Origin of the sequence: Knoellia sp. p5-6-4, assembly GCF_029222705.1 — a bacterium.
Lineage (GTDB): Bacteria > Actinomycetota > Actinomycetes > Actinomycetales > Dermatophilaceae > Pedococcus_A.
Window position 1 is genome coordinate 1,004,185 of record NZ_JARGZF010000002.1, and the last position, 19,018, is coordinate 1,023,202.

17 protein-coding genes are annotated in these 19,018 nt (G+C 71.9%); 9 read left to right on the forward strand and 8 right to left on the reverse strand.

Annotated features, from left to right (window positions below):
* Position 1 precedes the first annotated feature (1 nt).
* Both P2F65_RS16160 and P2F65_RS16165 read right to left on the reverse strand, forming a co-directional pair.
* The gene (locus P2F65_RS16160; protein WP_275810034.1) at positions 2-1,600 is read right to left on the reverse strand and encodes an acyl-CoA carboxylase subunit beta; all 1,599 of its coding nucleotides are present in this window, start codon (positions 1,598-1,600) and stop codon (positions 2-4) included.
* Positions 1,601-1,626: 26 nt separating this feature from the next.
* Positions 1,627-2,808 (reverse strand): acyl-CoA dehydrogenase family protein, encoded by a 1,182-nt coding sequence (locus P2F65_RS16165; RefSeq protein ID WP_275810037.1) that lies wholly within the window; start codon positions 2,806-2,808, stop codon positions 1,627-1,629.
* A gap of 60 nt (positions 2,809-2,868) precedes the next feature.
* Here P2F65_RS16165 and P2F65_RS16170 point away from each other — a divergent pair, with 60 nt between their 5' ends.
* Complete coding sequence (locus P2F65_RS16170; protein ID WP_275810040.1) at positions 2,869-3,267, forward strand: MerR family DNA-binding transcriptional regulator; 399 nt, start codon at positions 2,869-2,871, stop codon at positions 3,265-3,267.
* On the opposite strand, the gene P2F65_RS16175 is transcribed toward P2F65_RS16170, so the two are convergent.
* From P2F65_RS16175 to P2F65_RS16190, 4 genes are all read right to left on the reverse strand, one after another.
* Entirely contained in the window at positions 3,251-3,763 is a 513-nt protein-coding gene (locus P2F65_RS16175; RefSeq protein ID WP_275810043.1) for a GDYXXLXY domain-containing protein, read from the reverse strand. The two genes, P2F65_RS16170 and P2F65_RS16175, sit on opposite strands and share 17 nt — an antisense overlap.
* Positions 3,760-4,974, reverse strand: a complete 1,215-nt coding sequence (locus P2F65_RS16180; protein WP_275810046.1) for a DUF2157 domain-containing protein — start codon at positions 4,972-4,974, stop codon at positions 3,760-3,762. Before P2F65_RS16180 ends, P2F65_RS16175 begins: the two co-directional genes overlap by 4 nt.
* A 105-nt stretch (positions 4,975-5,079) precedes the next feature.
* Entirely contained in the window at positions 5,080-5,943 is an 864-nt protein-coding gene (kynA, locus tag P2F65_RS16185) for a tryptophan 2,3-dioxygenase (RefSeq protein WP_275810049.1), read from the reverse strand.
* 91 nt (positions 5,944-6,034) lie between these two features.
* Positions 6,035-6,871 (reverse strand): aldo/keto reductase, encoded by an 837-nt coding sequence (locus P2F65_RS16190; protein ID WP_275810052.1) that lies wholly within the window; start codon positions 6,869-6,871, stop codon positions 6,035-6,037.
* Positions 6,872-7,008: 137 nt separating this feature from the next.
* On the opposite strand from P2F65_RS16190, the gene P2F65_RS16195 reads away from it, so the two are divergent.
* Together P2F65_RS16195 and P2F65_RS16200 are read left to right on the forward strand one after the other, a co-directional pair.
* Positions 7,009-7,902 carry a CPBP family intramembrane glutamic endopeptidase gene (locus P2F65_RS16195; RefSeq protein WP_275810055.1) on the forward strand — a complete coding sequence of 298 codons (894 nt, stop codon included), beginning with the start codon at positions 7,009-7,011 and terminating at the stop codon, positions 7,900-7,902.
* 101 nt (positions 7,903-8,003) lie between these two features.
* Positions 8,004-9,779: a biotin carboxylase N-terminal domain-containing protein gene (locus P2F65_RS16200; RefSeq protein ID WP_275810058.1), complete on the forward strand. Its 1,776-nt coding sequence runs from the start codon at positions 8,004-8,006 to the stop codon at positions 9,777-9,779.
* A gap of 90 nt (positions 9,780-9,869) precedes the next feature.
* On the opposite strand, the gene P2F65_RS16205 is transcribed toward P2F65_RS16200, so the two are convergent.
* The gene (locus tag P2F65_RS16205; protein WP_275810061.1) at positions 9,870-10,646 is read right to left on the reverse strand and encodes an Rv0909 family putative TA system antitoxin; all 777 of its coding nucleotides are present in this window, start codon (positions 10,644-10,646) and stop codon (positions 9,870-9,872) included.
* A 204-nt stretch (positions 10,647-10,850) separates the two neighbouring features.
* Positions 10,851-12,257 (reverse strand): NAD(P)H-quinone dehydrogenase, encoded by a 1,407-nt coding sequence (locus tag P2F65_RS16210; RefSeq protein ID WP_275810064.1) that lies wholly within the window; start codon positions 12,255-12,257, stop codon positions 10,851-10,853.
* 52 nt (positions 12,258-12,309) lie between these two features.
* On the opposite strand from P2F65_RS16210, the gene P2F65_RS16215 reads away from it, so the two are divergent.
* The 6 genes from P2F65_RS16215 (at position 12,310) to P2F65_RS16240 (ending at position 18,922) form a co-directional block, all read left to right on the forward strand.
* On the forward strand, positions 12,310-13,161 hold the full coding sequence (locus P2F65_RS16215; protein ID WP_275810067.1) for a purine-nucleoside phosphorylase: 852 nt from the start codon (positions 12,310-12,312) through the stop codon (positions 13,159-13,161).
* A gap of 15 nt (positions 13,162-13,176) precedes the next feature.
* Positions 13,177-14,886, forward strand: a complete 1,710-nt coding sequence (locus tag P2F65_RS16220; protein ID WP_275810070.1) for a phospho-sugar mutase — start codon at positions 13,177-13,179, stop codon at positions 14,884-14,886.
* A gap of 97 nt (positions 14,887-14,983) precedes the next feature.
* A complete protein-coding gene (gene deoC / locus P2F65_RS16225) occupies positions 14,984-15,913 on the forward strand; it encodes a deoxyribose-phosphate aldolase (RefSeq protein ID WP_345803713.1) in 930 nt (309 codons plus the stop codon).
* Positions 15,914-15,942: 29 nt separating this feature from the next.
* The gene (locus P2F65_RS16230; RefSeq protein ID WP_275810076.1) at positions 15,943-17,391 is read left to right on the forward strand and encodes an aldehyde dehydrogenase family protein; all 1,449 of its coding nucleotides are present in this window, start codon (positions 15,943-15,945) and stop codon (positions 17,389-17,391) included.
* The gene (locus P2F65_RS16235; protein ID WP_275810079.1) at positions 17,388-18,305 is read left to right on the forward strand and encodes an aldehyde dehydrogenase family protein; all 918 of its coding nucleotides are present in this window, start codon (positions 17,388-17,390) and stop codon (positions 18,303-18,305) included. The genes P2F65_RS16230 and P2F65_RS16235 overlap by 4 nt, the downstream gene beginning before the upstream one ends.
* A complete protein-coding gene (locus tag P2F65_RS16240; RefSeq protein ID WP_275810083.1) occupies positions 18,302-18,922 on the forward strand; it encodes an ATP-binding protein in 621 nt (206 codons plus the stop codon). Before P2F65_RS16235 ends, P2F65_RS16240 begins: the two co-directional genes overlap by 4 nt.
* The last annotated feature ends 96 nt before the right edge of the window (positions 18,923-19,018 follow it).

The following is a 19,018-nucleotide window of genomic DNA, read 5'->3' on the forward strand; positions in this document are numbered from 1 at the left end:
CTCAGACGGGCGGGACGTCGCGGCGCTTCGTCGCGAAGTGCCGGTCGCGGGCGCTGGCGTAGCGCAACCGCAGCAGCAGCTCCGCACGCAGGGCATCGGCCTCGATGATCTCGTCGAGCACCAGGTCGGAGGCCAGCCGCTCGAGGTCGACGTCCTCCTCGTACTCGCGCCGCATCTGCTGCACGAAGGCATCGCGGGCCTCGGCGCCCTGCTCGGCCTCAACGGCCGCGATCTTGTTGGCGTAGACCGCGTTCACGGCTGCCTCGGGCCCCATGACGGCGATCCGTGCGGTCGGGAGCGCGATGGTCGCGTCGGGCGCGAACCCCGGGCCGCCCATGGCGTAGAGCCCGGCGCCGTAGGCCTTGCGGACGATCACGCAGAACTGCGGCACCGTCGCCGACGAGACGGCCGAGACCATCTTGGCGCCATGGCGGATGATGCCGCCGCGCTCGACCTCCGAGCCGATCATGAAGCCGGGCACGTCGGCCAGGTAGATGATCGGGATCGAGAAGGCGTCGCACAGCCAGATGAACCGGGCTGCCTTGTCGGCGCTGTCGGTGAAGAGCACCCCGCCCTTGACGGCCGAGTTGTTGGCGACGATGCCGACCGTCTCGCCCGCCATGCGACCGAGGCCGATGACGAGCTCGGCGGCGAACAGCGGTTTGATCTCGAAGAACGAGTCGTCGTCGAGCAGGCCGTCGATGACCTCGTGGATGTCGAACGGCTGGCTCTCGCGCTCCGGGACGGTGTGCCGCGTCAGCGGCTGCGCCGGCTCCTCCGGGTGGTAGGACGGCAGGTCGGAGTGCCAGTTCTGCGGCATGTACGAGAAGTAGAGCTTGGCCAGCTCGATGGCCTCGGTGTCGTCACCCGCGAGCAGGTCGCCGACGCCCGAGACGGTGCAGTGCATGCGCGCACCACCCATCTCCTCGAGGGAGACCTTCTCCCCCACCACCATCTCCGCCATGCGCGGGCTGCCGAGGTACATCGACGCGTTGCCCTCGACCATGATGACGATGTCGGTGAACGACGGGATGTAGGCACCACCGGCGGCGCTCGGCCCGAAGAGGCAGCAGATCTGCGGCACCTTGCCCGACAGCGCCACCTGGTTGTGGAAGATGCGTCCGGCGCCGCGACGGCCGGGGAAGAGGTCCACCTGGTCGGTGATGCGGGCGCCTGCCGAGTCGACGAACCAGAAGACCGGCAGTTCCTCGCGCAGCGCCATCTCGGTGGCCCGCACGATCTTCTCCACGGTGCGCGCGCCCCACGAGCCCGCCTTCACGGTCGGGTCGTTGGCGACGACGATCGCCGGGCGGCCGTCGACGGTCCCGCGCCCGGTGACGACGCCGTCGGCGGGAAGGCCGTCGGACATCGCGTTGGCGTAGCGGCCGTCCTCGACGAAGGAGCCCTCGTCGAACAGCAGGGCGATCCGGTCGCGCACGAACAGCTTGTTCTGGGAGTCGAGCTTCGCCTTGGCCTTCTCCGGCGGCGTCGCCGACGCCCGGTATGCCGCGGCGAGCCGCTCGCGGACATCGGTCACCTTGGGGTCCGCGCCGGAGTCCGGACCGGTGGCGAACGGGGGACTGGAGCTCGAGGAGGTCACCGGCACACCTTCTCGCACCTCGGCACTCACGCGGTGGGGAGGCCGAGGTTGCGGGCGATGACCATGCGCTGCACCTCGGAGGTACCCTCGCCGATCTCGAGGATCTTGGCGTCGCGGTAGAAGCGCGCGACGGGGTACTCCTCCATGAACCCGTTGCCGCCGAAGACCTGCGTCGCGATGCGGGTCGCGGTCACGGCCGCCTCGGTGGAGTAGAGCTTGCAGATGGCGGCGGCCTGCTTGACCTCGGCGACCGAGCGGCGACCGTGCTCGAGCTCGTCCTTGAGCCAGGCGGCCTTGTAGGTGAGCTGGCGCGAGGCCTCGACCATGACGGCGAGGTCGGCGATCTGGAACGAGACGCCCTGGTTGACGCCGATCGGCTTGCCGAACGCCTTGCGGGTCTTGGCGTACCCGGTGGTCTCCTCGAGCATCCGCTGGCTCATGCCGACCGCGAGGGCCGAGATCGCGATCCGGCCGTCGTCGAGGGTCTTGAGGAACTGCTTGAAGCCGTTGCCCTCCTGGCCGAGCAGGTTGCCCGCGGGGACACGACAGTTCTCGAAGGTCAGGCCGTGGGTGTCGGAGGCGTGCCAGCCGAGCTTGTCGTAGGCCGGCTCGACGGTGAACCCGGGGGTGCCGTTGGGGACCATGATCGCGCTGATCTGCGCAGAGCCGTCCTCGTTGGTGCCGGTGCGGGCGGTGACGGTGACGACCGAGGTGATGTCGGTGCCGGAGTTGGTGATGAACGCCTTGGCGCCGTTGATGACCCACTCGTCGCCGTCACGGACCGCCTTGGTGCGGGTCGCACCGGCGTCGGAGCCCGCGTCGGGCTCGGTGAGGCCGAAGCCGGCGAGCGCGCGGCCGGCGACGAGGTCGGGCAGGAAGCGCTCCTTCTGCTCCTGGCTGCCGTAGGTGAGGATCGGGTTGATGCCGAGGCCGACACCGGCCGACAGCGTGATGCCGATCGACTGGTCGACGCGGCCGAGCTCCTCGATGGCGACGCAGAGCGAGGTGAAGTCTCCGTCCTCGCCCATGCCGCCGAACTCCTCCGGCACGACCAGGCCGAACAGGCCCAGCTCGCCCATCTTCGGCACCAGGTCGGAGGGGAAGTGGTGGTCGCGGTCCCACTTCGCGATGTGGGGCTCGACCTCTGCCTCGGCGAACTCCCGGACGACCTTGCGGAAGTCCTCGTGGTCCTTGCTCAGCTCGAACATCGTCGTTCCCGCTTCCTGAGTGCTTGACGTTGACGTAAACGTAAAGCAATGATGGGTGCCATGACAACCCCGACCCGGCAGCAGGAGCGGACCTGGACGATCCGTGAGGTCGCCCACGAGTTCGGGGTCACCCACCGCACGGTGCGGCACTACGAGGACCTCGGGCTCATCTCTCCCGAGCGCCGCGGCACGACGCGGGTCTACCACCGCCGCGACCGCACGAGGCTGAACCTCATCCTGCGCGGCAAGCGCCTCGGCTTCCCGCTCGAGGAGATCCGCACGATCATCGACCTCTACGACCGTCCGCGGGGCAAGGCCAGCCAGCTCGAGTACGTCCTCGACCAGATCGACGAGCGCCGCGCCGACCTCGAGCAGCGGCGCCGCGACATCGAGGACGCCCTCTTCGAGCTCGGCGAGTTCGAGCGCCGCTGCCGCGAGGACCTCAGCCGGCTGGGCTGACCTCCACGCCCACCAGCGCCGCGTTGCCCCGGGCGTCGACGCGCACCCGCGCGACCGCCGAGCCCGAGGCCACTGCCCGCTCGACCCCGATCGCCTTGTCCTGCGGGAGGAACCAGCTCTCGATGCCGCAGCGCATGCGCCACTCGGCGTCGCTGCAGCGCATGTAGGGGCCGGAGTCGGGCCGCATGCGCGTAGCCTCGCCACCGCGCCAGAGTGCACCGTCCCGCACGAGGGGGATGAACACCTCGCCCCGCTCCCCCGGCACGTCGTCCGGCCGCCAGAAGCCGCTCTCCGAGGAGCCGCTCAGGGTCGGGTAGCCGAGGTCGACGTACGCCCCGCGGAACGGGTCGACCGGGTCGACGGGTCGCACCGCCAGGAGGTACTCGTCGCCGGTGAGGCGTGCCGACAGCGGCCCGGCGACCGCGACGCCGACCAGGGCGAGCTGGGCGGCACAGGCCGCGGCCAGGAGCACGATGCGGGAGGGCAGCCGGTTCATGAGACACCTCCCTCGATCGTGGCGACGAGGTGTCGACGGCCGCGGTCGACGACGAAGCCGGAGCCGACCAGCACCGCACCGACCAGCAGGAAGAGCGTGGCCCCGGAGATGATCGGCGCGAAGACCGCGAACGCCTGCACCGTGGTGAAGACGACCAGCGCCCCGGTGGCGAGCACCGTGAGCCGAGTCGTGTCCCGCAGGGTGCCGAGCACGGCATACCAGCCGGCGGCGGCGAGGTAGACCGCGACGCTCACGAACGCGTGCAGGTATGCCGTGCCGGTCACCTCGCTGGCGTCCGTCACCCCGGGGTCCCACAGGACGAGCAGCAGCCCGGCCCCCAGGGCGGCCACCGGCGCGACGAGCTCCAGACGGCCCTCGCGGTCGGCCAGCAACAGGGCCGCGGCGGCCGCCACGGCTGCCACGACGAGGCCCAGGGTGAGCAGGGCCGGCCAGCGGAAGTCCTCGGTGGTGACGAACGGCAGGGCCGCGGCGAACAACCCGATCAGCACGAGCAGGGCGCCGACCTCGCGCCACGGCACCGCGAACCGTGGCAGCAGGCGGCTGGCGTGCAGCACCGCCACGGACGCGGCGACCAGGCCCCCCACGAGCAGGGCCGCGACGAAACCCATGCCGCTGTCGGCGGAGTCGGCCACGTGCCAGACGAACCACGCGGTGCTGATGGACAGGCCGACGAGCAGCGGGCTGACGGCGGCGACCGCGTAGGCGTAGAGCAGGGCGCCGAGGCCCCAGATGCCGAGCAGGCGCGGCTCGTAGGCCGGCACCTGCAGGCTCTGCGCCGCTTGGAAGACGACCGCGCCGAAGCTGAGAGCCGCCAGGACCCGCGCCGCGCCGACGACCGCCGAGCCACCCCATCGCGGCCGGCGCCCCGCAACGGCCTCGGCCGCGGCCGTGAGGCCCAGCCACAGCAGCACCACGAGGGTGAAGCGCAGTCCCGGGGTGAGCCGGTCGAGGTTCGCCGCCACGAGCCACAGCACGCCGACTCCGAAGAAGCAGACGCCCAGGCCGAGCAGCAGGCGCACCAGCGAGAAGCGCCGCACCGCAACGTATCTCGCACGAATGGCATCGGCGGTCGGCGCCTCGAGCAGGCCCAGGGCCTGCCACTGACGGAGCTCGCCCTCGAGCCAGGCGAGCTGCCCCGGCTTCACGGGCGCAGGTGCCGGCGCGGGGCCGGGAACGGGGCTGCTGGTCATCGCGTGCTCCCAGGGTCGGTGGACCGTTGGGGCACAGTGTCGGGCTGCGGCAGCCTGGCGCGCCTGAGTTCTCCTACTTATCCGCCGAACGGCTGGCAGGCGCGGCTACGCGCCGATCCGCGTGCGCACGGCATACAGCTCGGGGAAGAAGGTGAGGTCGAGCGCCCGACGCAGGAAGTCGACGCCGGAGGACCCGCCGGTGCCGACCTTGTGCCCGATGGTGCGGGTGACGACCTGCAGGTGGCGGAAGCGCCAGTTCTGGAAGTTGTCCTCGATGTCGACGAGCTCCTCGCAGGTCTCGTAGACGCCCCAGTGCTCGGCGGGGTCGGCGTAGACGGCGGCGAAGACGTCGACGAGGTCCTCGTCCATCCGGTAGGGCTTGGTCACGTCGCGTTCGAGCACCGCGGCCGGGATGGCGTAGCCGCGGCGGTGCAGGTAGCGCAGGAACTCGTCGTAGAGGCTCGGCTCCTCGAGCGCCTCCGCCAGCAGCTGCTGCGCGGTCGGGTCGTGGTCGAAGACGGCCACCATGTCGCGGTTCTTGTTGCCGAGCATGAACTCGACCGCCCGGTACTGGTAGCTCTGGAAGCCGGACGAGGTCGCGAGGAACGGCCGGATCAGGGCGTACTCGCTCGGCGTGAGCGTGGCCAGCACCGACCACTGCTCGGTGAGCTGGTTCTGGATGTGCTTGACCCGAGCCAGGCGCTTCAGGGCGGGTGCGAGGTCGTCGGTCGTCAGCAGGGCGCGGGCCGAGCGCAGCTCGTGGAGCATGAGCTTGAGCCACAGCTCGGCGACCTGGTGCTGCACGATGAAGAGCAGCTCGTCGTGCTGGGGCGGCGTGCTGCGGGGGTGCTGGGCCGACAGCAAGCGGTCGAGGTCGAGGTAGGACCCGTAGGACATGCTCGAGGAGAAGTCCCGCTGGATCCCCTCCTCCAGCTCGCGCTGGGACCGTGCGTCGGAGGCGTCGCTCATGGCGCACACCCTAGACGGCACGCCGCGGGGCCGGCAGGTGCGTCCCTGCCGGCCCCGCGGCCGCTGACTCAGCGCACTCGGGCGTGACGGCTCAGGCCCAGAACGCGTCCGGGTCCGGGCCGGTGCGGTGGCCGCGGTCGAGCTTCTCGATGGCGGCCAGGTCGTCGACGTCGAGCGAGAAGCCGAAGATGTCGAAGTTCTCGGCGATGCGGCTCGGGGTCACCGACTTGGGGATGACGACGTTGCCGATGTCGATGTGCCAGCGCAGGATCGCCTGCGCCGGCGTGACGCCGTGCTTGGCCGCGACCTTCGCGATCGTCTCGTCCTGCAGGACGTCGCCGCCCGAGGCCAGCGGGCTCCACGCCTCGGTGACGATGCCGTTGGCGGCGTGGAACGCGCGCAGCTCGGTCTGCTGCAGGTAGGGGTGCAGCTCGACCTGGTTGATGGCCGGCAGCTCACCGGTCTCGTCGAGCAGCCGCTGCAGGTGCGGCACGTGGAAGTTGCAGACGCCGACGGCGCGCACGCGACCCTCCTCGCGCAGGCGGAGCAGGGCCTTCCACGTGTCGACGAAGGCGTCCTGCTTCGGGGCCGGCCAGTGGATGAGGTAGAGGTCGAGGGTGTCGAGCCCGAGGCGCTTCATCGAGGCGTCGAAGGCGGTGAGGGTGGAGTCGAAGCCCTGGTCGTCGTTCCACACCTTGGTGGTGACGAACAGGTCCCCGCGGTCGACGCTCGACTTCGCGATCGCCTCGCCGGTGCCCTCCTCGTTGCCGTAGATCCGGGCCGTGTCGATGCTGCGGTAGCCGGTCTCGATGGCGGTCGTCACTGCGGCGACCACCTCGTCCTCGGGCACCTGCCAGACCCCGAAGCCGAGCTGCGGGATCTCGATGCTGGACGTTCCGGCGGACAGGGTGAGGTTCGGGACAGTCATGTGCCCGACTGTATGCCGCGTGTCAGCGGCGCACCTCGTGGGCCGCCTGCCGGGACGGCGGGGAACAAGACGAGAACGTGCAGTGTTGAAGGCGCCATCGAGGGGGCGGTGCCGAACCGTTGCGGAGGGACCCCGAGATGACCCGCACCACCCCCGCCGAGCCGCCGCCTCCAATGGGGACCGAGCGGCCCGAGAGCCTCGCCCGGCGACGCCCCGTCGCGACGTTCCTGCTCCTGGCACTGGGCATCGGCTGGCCTGTGCTCGTCGTTCCCGCGATCGGTGGACTGCCGTTCGAGCCGTTCCTCCTCGTCCTCGTCTACGTCGCCCTGCTGGGCTCTGCGCTGCTCGTGACCCGCTGGGCGGACGGCCCCGGCGCTGCCCGCCGGCTGCTCCGCCGGACGCTGGCCTGGCGCGTCGGCGTGGGCCGGTGGGCGGTCGTCGTGCTGGCCATGCCCGTGCTCACGCTCGCGGTCGCCGCTGTGTCGGGCACGCTGCAGGACTCGGAACGCAGCTGGCTGGCCTCGACCGGCTTCTACCTGTTCGACATCCTGGTCTTCGGCGCCCTGCTCCTGAACCTGTGGGAGGAGACCGCATGGGGCGGCTTCGTGCAGTCGCGCCTCATGGCCGGTCACGGCCTCTTCCTCGGGTCGCTGCTGACGGCACCGGCGTTCGCCGCGATCCACGTGCCGCTCCTCTTCGAGCCCGGGTGGACGTGGTCGCAGGTCGCGGGCGGGCTGGCGCTGCTCTTCGGCCTCGCACCGGTCTACCGCTACCTGCTGGGCATGCACCTGCTCGACACGGGGGGCAGCGTGCTCGTCATCGCGGTCCAGCACGCGTCGTGGAACACCGCCACCCGCATGGACGAGGTCGACGGCTCGTGGCAGGCCGTCGTCGCCGTCGTCGTCCTCACCGTGGCACTGGCCGTCCACCGCCGCGTGCGCCGGTCCGGCCGTCCGACGGGCGTGGAGGCCGAGGAGGCGGCCGCGCGGACCTGGCTGGCACCCGCGGCGCAGGTCCCCGGACAGCACTGATCCGGGCGCGATCCGGGCGCCCACGGCATACGGCGCAGTGTTGGCGACCCCACACTGCGCGGGTGGTCCTGACGCCGCGGCAAGACGCTAGGCTCCGCGCCATGGCGCCCATCAGCAAGGTTCTCATTGCCAACCGCGGCGAGATCGCCGTCCGCATCGCACGTGCCTGCAAGGACAGCGGCATCGGCTCCGTGGCGGTCTACGCCGACCCCGACCGCGACGCGCTGCACGTCAAGGTTGCCGACGAGGCCTTCGCGCTGGGCGGGTCCACCCCCGGTGACAGCTACCTCGTGCAGGAGAAGCTGCTCGACGTGGCCAAGCGCGCGGGCGCCGACGCCGTGCACCCGGGCTACGGGTTCCTCGCCGAGAACGCCTCCTTCGCCCAGGCCGTCATCGACGCCGGGCTCACCTGGATCGGCCCCTCCCCCGAGGCCATCGACAGCCTCGGCGACAAGGTCAAGGCCCGGCACATCGCCGCGAGGGCCAAGGCCCCGCTGGTGCCCGGCACCCCCGACCCGGTCGAGAACGCCATCGAGGTCATCGACTTCGCCGAGAAGCACGGCCTGCCCGTCGCCATCAAGGCGGCCTACGGCGGTGGCGGCCGCGGTCTGAAGGTCGCCCGCACCCTGGAGGAGATCCCCGAGCTGTTCGACTCTGCGACGCGCGAGGCGGTCGCCGCGTTCGGACGCGGGGAGTGCTTCGTCGAGCGCTACCTCGACAAGCCCCGGCACGTCGAGACCCAGTGCCTGGCCGACATGCACGGCAACGTCGTCGTCGTCTCGACGCGCGACTGCTCGCTGCAGCGCCGCCACCAGAAGCTCGTCGAGGAGGCTCCGGCGCCCTTCCTCTCCGACGCGCAGAACGCCGAGCTCTACCGCGCCTCCAAGGCGATCCTCAAGGAGGCCGGCTACACCGGTGCCGGCACCTGTGAGTTCCTCGTCGGGCAGGACGGCACCATCTCCTTCCTCGAGGTCAACACCCGGCTGCAGGTCGAGCACCCCGTGACCGAGGAGGTCACGGGCATCGACCTCGTCCGCGAGCAGTTCCGCATCGCGAACGGCGAGCCCCTCGGCTACAGCGACCCCACCCCGCGGGCGCACTCGATCGAGTTCCGCATCAACGGCGAGGACGCCGGTCGCAACTTCCTTCCCGCCCCGGGCACGGTGAGCGTCTTCCAGCCCCCGTCGGGTCCCGGCGTCCGGCTCGACAGCGGCATCGTCGAGGGCGATACCATCGCCGGCGCGTTCGACTCGATGCTCGCCAAGCTCATCGTCACCGGCCACGACCGCAAGCAGGCCCTGCAGCGGGCCCGTCGGGCGCTGGCTGAGTTCGTGGTCGAGGGCATGCCGACCGTGCTGCCCTTCCACCGCGCGGTGCTCGACGACGAGGCCTTCGACCCGAGCGACGCGGGCGAGCCGTTCACCGTGCACACCCGGTGGATCGAGACCGAGTGGGACAACACCATCGAGCCCTACAGCGGACCGGTGGCCGAGGCCCCCGAGGAGCAGGGCGAGCGGCAGACGGTCGTCGTCGAGGTCGGCGGCAAGCGCCTCGAGGTCGTGCTGCCCGGCGGCCTGAACCTCGGTGGGGGCGGTGGCGCGGCGGCCAAGAAGAAGGCTCCGAAACGCTCCGGTGGCGGCAAGGCCGGCGCCGCGGTCTCGGGTGACTCCCTGACCGCCCCCATGCAGGGCACCATCGTCAAGATCGCCGTCGAGGAGGGTCAGGAGGTCGCCGAGGGCGAGCTCGTCGTGGTGCTCGAGGCGATGAAGATGGAGCAGCCGATCAACGCCCACAAGTCCGGCACCATCACCGGCCTGTCGGCCGAGGTGGGCCAGACGGTGACCAACGGCGCGGTCATCGCCGACATCAAGGACTGACCCCCCGCAAGAGACCAGTGGCACCGCGGTGCCGGCACGGACGAGGGCGCCTCCCGGTGGGAGGCGCCCTCGGTCATGTATGCCGCGTGCTCAGGACTGCCCGAAGGGCGGCAGGCGCTTCTCGGCACCACTCTCGGGAGCCTCGCCGGTGTCCGGCCCGGGTCCGGGGGTGGTGGTGCTCCCCGGCTCGTCGGTGGGGACCTGGGCGGGACCGCCGGTGTCGGGCTGGTCGCCACCCGGGGTGCCGGGAGCCGCCTGCGCCTCGCCCTGCTGGGTCGGGCCGCCCTGGGGCAGCGGCTCGTCGCTGCCGCCCCGGGGGGCGCCGCTCCCGGCGTCGCCGCGGCTCTCGGGGCGCAGGCCCTCCTCCAGCGGCCCGCCGGGCTGACCGGGCTGCTGGCCGCCACCCGGCGTCATCGGCTCGTCGAGCGACCCCGGCTGCTGGGCATCGTCACCGGGCAGCGGCTGCGGGTTGGGCGCAGGGACTTCGTCGGAGGAGGCTTCCTGCTGCGGGAACGGACCGGGCTCGGGCATGGGGGTGGGTCCCGGCTCGGGCATGGGCGTGGGACCGGGTTCCGGCACCGGCGTGGGCCCCGGCTCCGGCATCGGGGTCGGCCCGGGCTCAGGCACCGGCTTGGGACCGGGCTCGGGAAGCGGCTCCGGGATCGGCTCGCCCGGCACGGGCTGGCTGCCCTCTGGCGGCAGGCCGAGCTTGTCGCGAAGGGCGTCGCCGCCGCGGTCGACGTGCTCGGAGTACTTCCCGCCGGTTCGCTGGTCGACGACGTCCTCGACCTTCTCGATCGCGCAGGCAGCCTGCTCCGGGTTGCCCTTGACGAAGTCCTTGACCTTGTCCATGAATCCGCCGGCCATGTGTGCCTCGTTTCTGTGGGGTTCAGCCTTCGTATCGACCCTAGCGACGGGTCCCGGAGACGGCTCGCCGAGCGACCGCCGGCAGGTATGCCGGGTGCCCACCTCCGCTGTCCACACCCCCGCGTCCCGCGCCCCACGGCCCGGCACCGGCGGGGTCACCGCCATGTCCCGGACTCGGCTGAGGGCGAGATCGACCTGATCGCTCTAGTGTGGGGCGTGCAGCTGGCGGGCTGCTTCGGCGACCGACCCCGACAGCGACGGGTAGACCGTGAACGTCCCCGCCAGCTGGTCGACCGTGAGCCCGTGCTGCACGGCCAGCGTGACCGGGTAGATCAGCTCGGAGGCGCGGGGCGCGACGATCACACCACCGACCACCGTGCCGATTCCCTTGCGGGCGAACAGTTTCACGAAGCCGTCGGTGATGCCCTGCATCTTCGCCCGCGGGTTCGTGGCGAGCGGCAGCATGAGCGAGTCTGCGTCGACGAGGCCCTCGTCGACGTCCTTCTGCGAGAAGCCCACCGTGGCGATCTCCGGGTCGGTGAAGATGTTGGCCGAGACCGCCCGCAGGTTGATCGGGTGCACCGCGTCGCCGAGGGCGTGCGCCATCGCGATGCGGCCCTGCATCGCCGCGACGGAGGCCAGCGGCAGCACCCCGGTGCAGTCGCCCGCGGCGTAGATGCCGCGCACCGACGTCCGCGAGACGCGGTCGACGGCGACGTGGCCCGAGGGCTTGAGCTGCACGCCGACCTCCTCGAGGCCGATGCCGTCGGTCTGCGGGATCGAGCCGACGGCGAGCAGGGCGTGGCTGCCCTCGACCTCGCGCCCGTCCTCGAGCCGCACCAGCACGCCGGTCTCGGTGCGCTCGACGGCAGCCATGCGCGAGCGGTCGAGCACCTCCATGCCCCGCTTGCGGAAGACCTCCTCGATCACCGTTGCGGCGTCGGCGTCCTCCCCCGGGAGCACGCGGTCGCGCGACGACACGAGCGTCACCTGCGAACCCAGCCCGAGGTAGGCCTGCGCGAGCTCGGCGCCCGTGACACCGGACCCGACCACGACGAGCTTCTCGGGGAGTTCCTTGAGGTTGTAGATCTGCTGCCAGGTGAGGACCCGCTCGCCATCCGGCTGCGCCGTGGGCATCACCCGCGGCGTCGCACCGGTGGCGAGGAGGACCACGTCCGCGGCGACCTCCTCGACGCCGCCGTCGGTGAGCTCAGCCCGCACCAGCGACGGCGACACGAGGCGCCCCGTGCCGGGCAGCACCCGCACCCCGTCCGCCTCGAGGCGGCGACCGATGTCGCGGCTCTGGGCTGCGGCCAGGCTCATGACGCGCCGGTTCACGGCCACGAGCTCGGCCACCGAGTCGGCGACCTCGTCGCCCTCGGTGTCCTCGAGGTGTACCCCGAGGTCGGCGGCGGTCTCGAACTGCGACATGAAGTCCGCCGTGGAGATGAGGGCCTTCGACGGCACACAGTCGGTGAGCACCGCTGCACCCCCGAGGCCGTCGCGGTCGACCACGGTGACCTTCGCGCCGAGGTGCGCTGCCACGAGGGCCGCCTCGTAGCCGCCGGGGCCACCGCCGAGGATCACGACTGAGGTCTCAGGTGCATTCACGGCCCCATCCAACCATCCGGCCGTCGTCGCGACCGTGGGTAGGCTTCCCCCCGTGATCGAGCAGAGCGGCCCCGCGTCGGGCACCCCGGACCTCAACGACCCAGCGATCGACCCGTTCGAGGTGGCCAAGGCCGCCGCATCGGTCATCGCCGAGCGGACCGGTGCCGAGCGCCACGACGTCGCCCTCGTCCTCGGCTCCGGGTGGGGCCAGGCCGGCGACCTCATCGGCGAGACGCTCGCGACGATCGACAACGCCGACGTCCCCGGCTTCGCCAAGGCCGCCGTGGAGGGCCACTCCGGCACCATGCGTTCGGTCGCCGTCGGCGACACCGGGCGGCGTGCCCTCGTCTACGGCACCCGCACCCACTTCTACGAGGGCCGCGGCGTGCGGGCCGTCGTGCATGCGGTGAGGACCGCCGCGGCTGCCGGCTGCAAGGCCATCGTGCTCACCAACGGCTGCGGTGGCCTCAACCCCGCGTGGGTCCCGGGCACGACCGTGCTCATCCGCGACCACATCAACCTGACCGCCCACTCCCCCATCGAGGGCGCCAACTTCGTCGACCTCACCGACCTCTACTCGCCGCGCCTGCGCGAGGTCGCCCGCTCGATCGACCCGACTCTCGACGAGGGCGTCTACGTGCAGTTCCGTGGCCCCCACTACGAGACTCCGGCCGAGGTCCAGATGGCCAAGGTCATCGGCGGCGACCTGGTCGGCATGTCCACCACGCTCGAGGCCATCGCCGCCCGCCAGGCCGGGATGGACGTGCTCGGCATCTCGCTCGTCACCAACCTCGCCGCCGGCATCAGCGAGCAGCCGCTGTCGCACGCCGAGGTGATGGAGGCCGGCCAGGCCGCAGCCGGGCGCTGCGGCCGGCTGCTCGCCGACATCGTCGCCGCCATCTGAGAGGACGAGACCGAGATGACGTATGCCGGCAGGCACGGACGCGCCGACAACGGCGGCGAGGGTGCGCAGCACCACGACGAGCTCATCGAGGCTGCGCAGGCCTGGATCGACGACGACCCCGACCACGAGACGAGGGTGGAGCTCGGGGAGGTGGTCGCCCGCGCCAAGGAGGCCGACGCCGCCGCCCTCGCCGACCTCGCCGACCGGTTCGGCGGGATGCTCGAGTTCGGCACCGCAGGGCTGCGCGGCGCCCTCGGGGCCGGGCCCAACCGGATGAACCGCGCGGTGGTCATCCGCGCGGCAGCCGGCCTCACGGCATACCTGAAGGAGCAGGACGCCGAGCCCTTCGTCGTCATCGGCTACGACGCCCGCCGCAACTCCGACGTCTTCGCCCGCGACACCGCGGCGGTGGTGGTGGGCGCCGGCGGCCGTGCGTCCGTGCTGCCCCACACCCTGCCGACCCCCGTGCTGGCCTTCGCGATCCGCCACCTCGGCGCCGACGCTGGCGTCATGGTCACCGCGAGCCACAACCCCCCGCAGGACAACGGCTACAAGGTCTACCTCGGCGACGGCAGCCAGATCGTGCCGCCCGCCGACTCCGGCATCGCCTCCCAGATCGCCCGGGTCAGGGCCGTCGCCGAGGTGCCGCTGGCCGACGACGGCTGGGAGACGCTGGACAACGAGGTGCTCGAGGCCTACGTCGACGCCACCGCGGCGATCGTCGCGCCGGACTCCTCCCGCGACGTCAGCATCGTGCACACCGCCCTGCACGGGGTGGGCAGCGAGACCGTGCTGAAGGTCTTCGAGAAGGCCGGCTTTCCCGCCCCAGCGCCGGTGGCCAGCCAGCAGCAGCCGGACGCCGCCTTCCCGACGGTGTCGTTCCCCAACCCGGAGGAGCCCGGCGCGATCGACGCGGCGCTCGAGCTGGCCCGCGAGGTGCAGCCCGACCTCGTGCTGGCCAACGACCCCGACGCCGACCGCTGCGCCGTCGCCGTGGTCGACGACGGTGCCTGGCGCATGCTGCGCGGCGACGAGGTGGGCGCGCTGCTCGGCGCCCACGTCCTGCAGCGCGGCGTCGCGAAGGATGCGGTGTTCGCGAACTCGATCGTCTCCTCGCGCCTGCTCGCCGCCATGGCGGCCAAGGCCGGCATCCGCCACGAGGAGACCCTCACCGGCTTCAAGTGGATCGCCCGCGTGCCCGGGCTGCGCTACGGCTACGAGGAGGCGCTCGGCTACTGCGTCGACCCGGCGACCGTGCGCGACAAGGACGGAGTGAGCGCGAGCCTGCTCATGGCCGAGATGGCGGCGGAGCTCAAGGCCGAGGGGCGCACCCTCCTCGACGTGCTGGACGACCTCGCCGTCGAGCACGGGGTGCACGCCACCGACGCCCTCTCCGTGCGGGTCGCCGACCTCGCCCTCATCGGCTCGGTGATGGACAGGCTGCGGGACGACCCGCCCACCGAGGTCGCCGGCACGGCGGTCGAGCGCGCTGACGACCTGTCGGCAGGCAGCGACGCCCTGCCGCCCACCGACGGCCTGCGCTACTACCTCGCCGACGGATCTCGCGTCATCGTGCGACCGTCCGGCACCGAGCCCAAGCTCAAGGTCTACCTCGAGGTCGTCGAGCCGGTGGACGGCCGCGAGTCCCTGGCGGGCGCCCGTGAGCGGGCGACGGCGCGGTTGGCCGCAATCCGCGAGGCGATGCAGGGCCTCACGGGGGTCTGACCGCACTCTGAGACACCGCTAGACTCGTTCGGTGAGTACCTCCACCGACGCGGTCGACGCGACCTCCCGTGCCCGTGACCTCCTCGGCGTCTCCCGCCTGACCAACGAGTCACTGACCTCGTGGCTGCACGGCCTTCCGGGTGTCGACCAGGTCGGGTGTGAGGCCCGCGCCGCCATGCTCGGCACCCGATCGATCAAGACGACGTCGAAGGCGTGGGCGATCGACCTGGCGATCAGCATGATCGACCTGACCACGCTGGAGGGCGCCGACACCGCCGGCAAGGTGCGGGGCCTGTGCGCGAAGGCGCTGACGCCCGACGCGACCGACATGTCCACCCCCCGCCCCGCCGCCGTGTGCGTCTACGGCGACATGGTGCCGGTGGCCCGTGAGGTGCTCGGCGCCAGCAGCGGCGTCAACATCGCGGCCGTGGCGACCGCCTTCCCGTCCGGGCGGGCGAGCATGGCCGTCAAGCTGGCCGACACCCGTGACGCCGTGGCCGCCGGGGCCGACGAGATCGACATGGTCATCGACCGCGGCGCCTTCCTCTCGGGCCGCTACCTCGACGTCTTCAACGAGATCGCCCAGGTGAAGGAGGTCTGTGGCGACGCTCGGCTGAAGGTCATCATGGAGACCGGCGAGCTGGTCACCTACGACAACGTCCGCCGCGCCTCGTGGCTCTCGATGCTCGCCGGTGGCGACTTCATCAAGACCTCCACCGGCAAGGTCTCCCCCGCAGCCACCCTGCCCGTCACCGTCATCATGCTCGAGGCCGTGCGCGACTGGCTCTCGCTGACCGGCGAGATGGTCGGCGTGAAGCCGGCCGGCGGCATCCGCACCAGCAAGGACGCCCTGAAGTTCCTGGTGGCCGTGAGCGAGGTCGCCGGCGACGACTGGCTCGACCCGCACTGGTTCCGCTTCGGCGCCTCGAGCCTGCTCAACGACCTGCTCCTGCAGCGCCAGCGCATGCGCATCGGCGCCTACTCCGGTCCCGACTACGTGACCGACGACTCCCCCAGCCTGTACTGACCCCTCGCGGACCAAGGAACCCCCACCTCATGGCCAAGTTCGAATACGCACCGGCCCCGGAGTCCCGGGCCGTCGTCAACCTCAAGCCCTCCTACGGGCTCTTCATCGGTGGCGAGTTCACCGAGACCGAGGGCGGGTCGGCGTTCAAGTCGATCAGCCCGTCCAGCGAGGAGGTGCTCGCCGAGGTCACCGAGGCCTCGTCGAGCGACGTCGACCGCGCCGTCGACGCCGCTCGGCGCGCCTTCAAGGGCGCCTGGGGCCGCATGTCCGGCGCCGACCGCGGCAAGTACCTCTTCCGCATCGCCCGCATCCTGCAGGATCGCGCCCGCGAGTTCGCCGTGCTGGAGAGCCTCGACAACGGCAAGCCGATCCGTGAGAGCCGCGACGTCGACGTGCCGCTGGCCGCGGCGCACTTCTTCTACCACGCGGGCTGGGCCGACAAGCTCGAGTACGCGTCGCTCGGCGCGAACCCGCGCCCCCACGGCGTCGTCGGCCAGGTCATCCCGTGGAACTTCCCGCTGCTCATGCTGGCGTGGAAGATCGCCCCGGCCCTCGCCGCCGGCAACACCGTGGTGCTCAAGCCCGCCGAGACGACCCCGCTGACGGCGCTGCTGTTCGCCGAGGTGTGCCAGCAGGCCGACCTGCCCGCCGGTGTGGTCAACATCGTCACCGGCGCCGGCGCCACCGGCCAGGCCATCGTCGACCACCCGGGCATCGACAAGCTCGCCTTCACCGGCTCGACCGGCGTCGGCAAGATGATCGCCCGCGCCATCGCCGGCACCCGCAAGAAGGCGACGCTCGAGCTCGGCGGCAAGGCGGCCAACATCATCTTCGACGACGCCCCCATCGACCAGGCGGTCGAGGGCATCGTCAACGGCATCTTCTTCAACCAGGGCCACGTCTGCTGCGCCGGCTCGCGCCTGCTCGTGCAGGAGTCCATCGCCGAGGAGGTCGAGGCGCGCCTCAAGCGTCGCCTCTCGACCCTGCGCGTCGGCGACCCGCTCGACAAGAACACCGACGTCGGCGCCATCAACTCCAAGGCGCAGCTGCAGCGCATCACCGAGCTGACCGCCGCCGGTGAGGCCGAGGGTGCCACCCGCTGGTCGCCCGAGTGCGAGCTGCCGAGCAAGGGCTTCTGGTTCCGCCCGACCGTCTTCACCGGCGTGAGCCAGACGCACCGCATCGCGCAGGAGGAGATCTTCGGCCCGGTGCTGTCGGTGCTGACCTTCCGCACCCCGCACGAGGCGGTGGCCAAGGCCAACAACACCCCCTATGGCCTGTCCGCGGGCGTGTGGACCGAGAAGGGCTCGCGCATCCTCTGGATGGCCGACCAGCTGCGCGCCGGCGTCGTGTGGGCCAACACCTTCAACAAGTTCGACCCGACCAGCCCCTTCGGCGGCTACAAGGAGTCGGGCTACGGCCGCGAGGGCGGTCGCCACGGCCTCGAGGCCTACGTCACGACGGGAGACACCAAGTGAGCCCGACCACCGGCGCCCCGAGCCGAGTCGAGATCAAGAAGACCTACAAGCTCTACATCGGGGGCAAGTTCCCCCGGTCCGAGTCGGGCCGCTCCTACGAGGTGTATGCCGGCGGCGGCACCTCCGGCGCCTTCCTCGCCAACGCGGCGCAGGGCTCCCGCAAGGACGCCCGTGACGCCGTGGTCGCCGCCCGCAAGGCGGTCGACGGCTGGGCCGGCACCACGGCCTACAACCGCGGCCAGGTGCTGTACCGCGTGGCCGAGGTGATGGAGGGCCGCCGCGCCCAGTTCGTCGCCGAGGTGCGCGCCAGCGAGGGCGTGGGCGAGCGCCAGGCCGAGGCGCTCGTGGGCCAGGCCATCGACCGCTGGGTCTGGTACGCCGGGTGGAGCGACAAGTACGCCCAGGTGCTCGGCGGGCTCAACCCGGTGGCCGGGCCGTACTTCGACATCTCCGCCCCGGAGCCGACCGGCGTCGTGGCCGTGCTGGCTCCCCAGGCGTCGTCGCTGCTCGGGCTGGTGTCGGTGCTCGCGCCCGTGGTCGTCTCGGGCAACACCGCCGTCGTGCTCACCAGCGAGCACCGCCCGCTTCCGGCGATCACGCTCTCGGAGGCACTGGCCACCTCCGACGTCCCCGGCGGGGTCGTCAACATCATCACGGGCCGCACCGCCGAGGTGGCCCCTTGGCTGGCTTCGCACCGCGACGTCAACGCCATCGACCTCGCCGGCGCGGCCGGCGCCGAGGGTGTCGCGTGGGGCGACCTCGAGCTGGCTGCCGCCGAGAACCTCAAGCGCGTGGTGCGCCCCGCCGGCACCGGACCCGACGCGGTCGAGCCCGACTGGACGGCGACGCCCGACCTGTCGCGGCTGAGCGCGTTCCTCGAGACCAAGACGGTCTGGCACCCCAAGGGCCGGTGACCGCCCACCTCGCCCGCGTCGTCGTGCTTGCCGGCCCCAGCGGGGCCGGCAAGTCGCGGCTGGCGGGCCGCCTGAAGGGCTCCCACGGCTGGCCCATCGTCCGCCTCGACGACTTCTACCGCGACGAGGACGACCCGCAGATGCCCCGCAGCGAGGAGCTCGGGATCATCGACTGGGACCACCCGGACTCCTGGAACCGCCCCGCCGCCCTCGCCGCGCTCGACACCCTCGTGCGGCACGGCAGCGTCGAGACGCCCGTCTACGACATCTCGGCCAACCGGGCGGTCGACACCACGGTGGTGACCGCCCGGCCCACCGACATCGTCCTCGCCGAGGGCATCTTCGCCGCCGAGATCATCCCCGACCTGCACCAGCTCGGCCTGCTCGCGGGCGCGTTCTGCGTGCACCACCACCGCTGGGTGACCTTCGCCCGCCGGCTCACCCGTGACCTGGCCGAGCGCCGCAAGCCACCTCTCACCCTCGTGCGCCGAGGCCTGGCGCTGGCGCGCGAGGAGCCGGCGCTCATCCGGCGCCAGGAGGCCCTGGGCGCCGAGCCCGCCCGGGCCGCCCACCTCGAGAGCCGGCTCAGCGCGCTCGCAGCCGGCGTCTCGGCCTGATCACGACATGCACACGGCCCGCTCGGGCTGCCGGCCCGCCGTCCGTGTGCGCTGGTAGGTTTCGGGTGACCGCGAGGGCGGCTGGCTGAGGGGGTC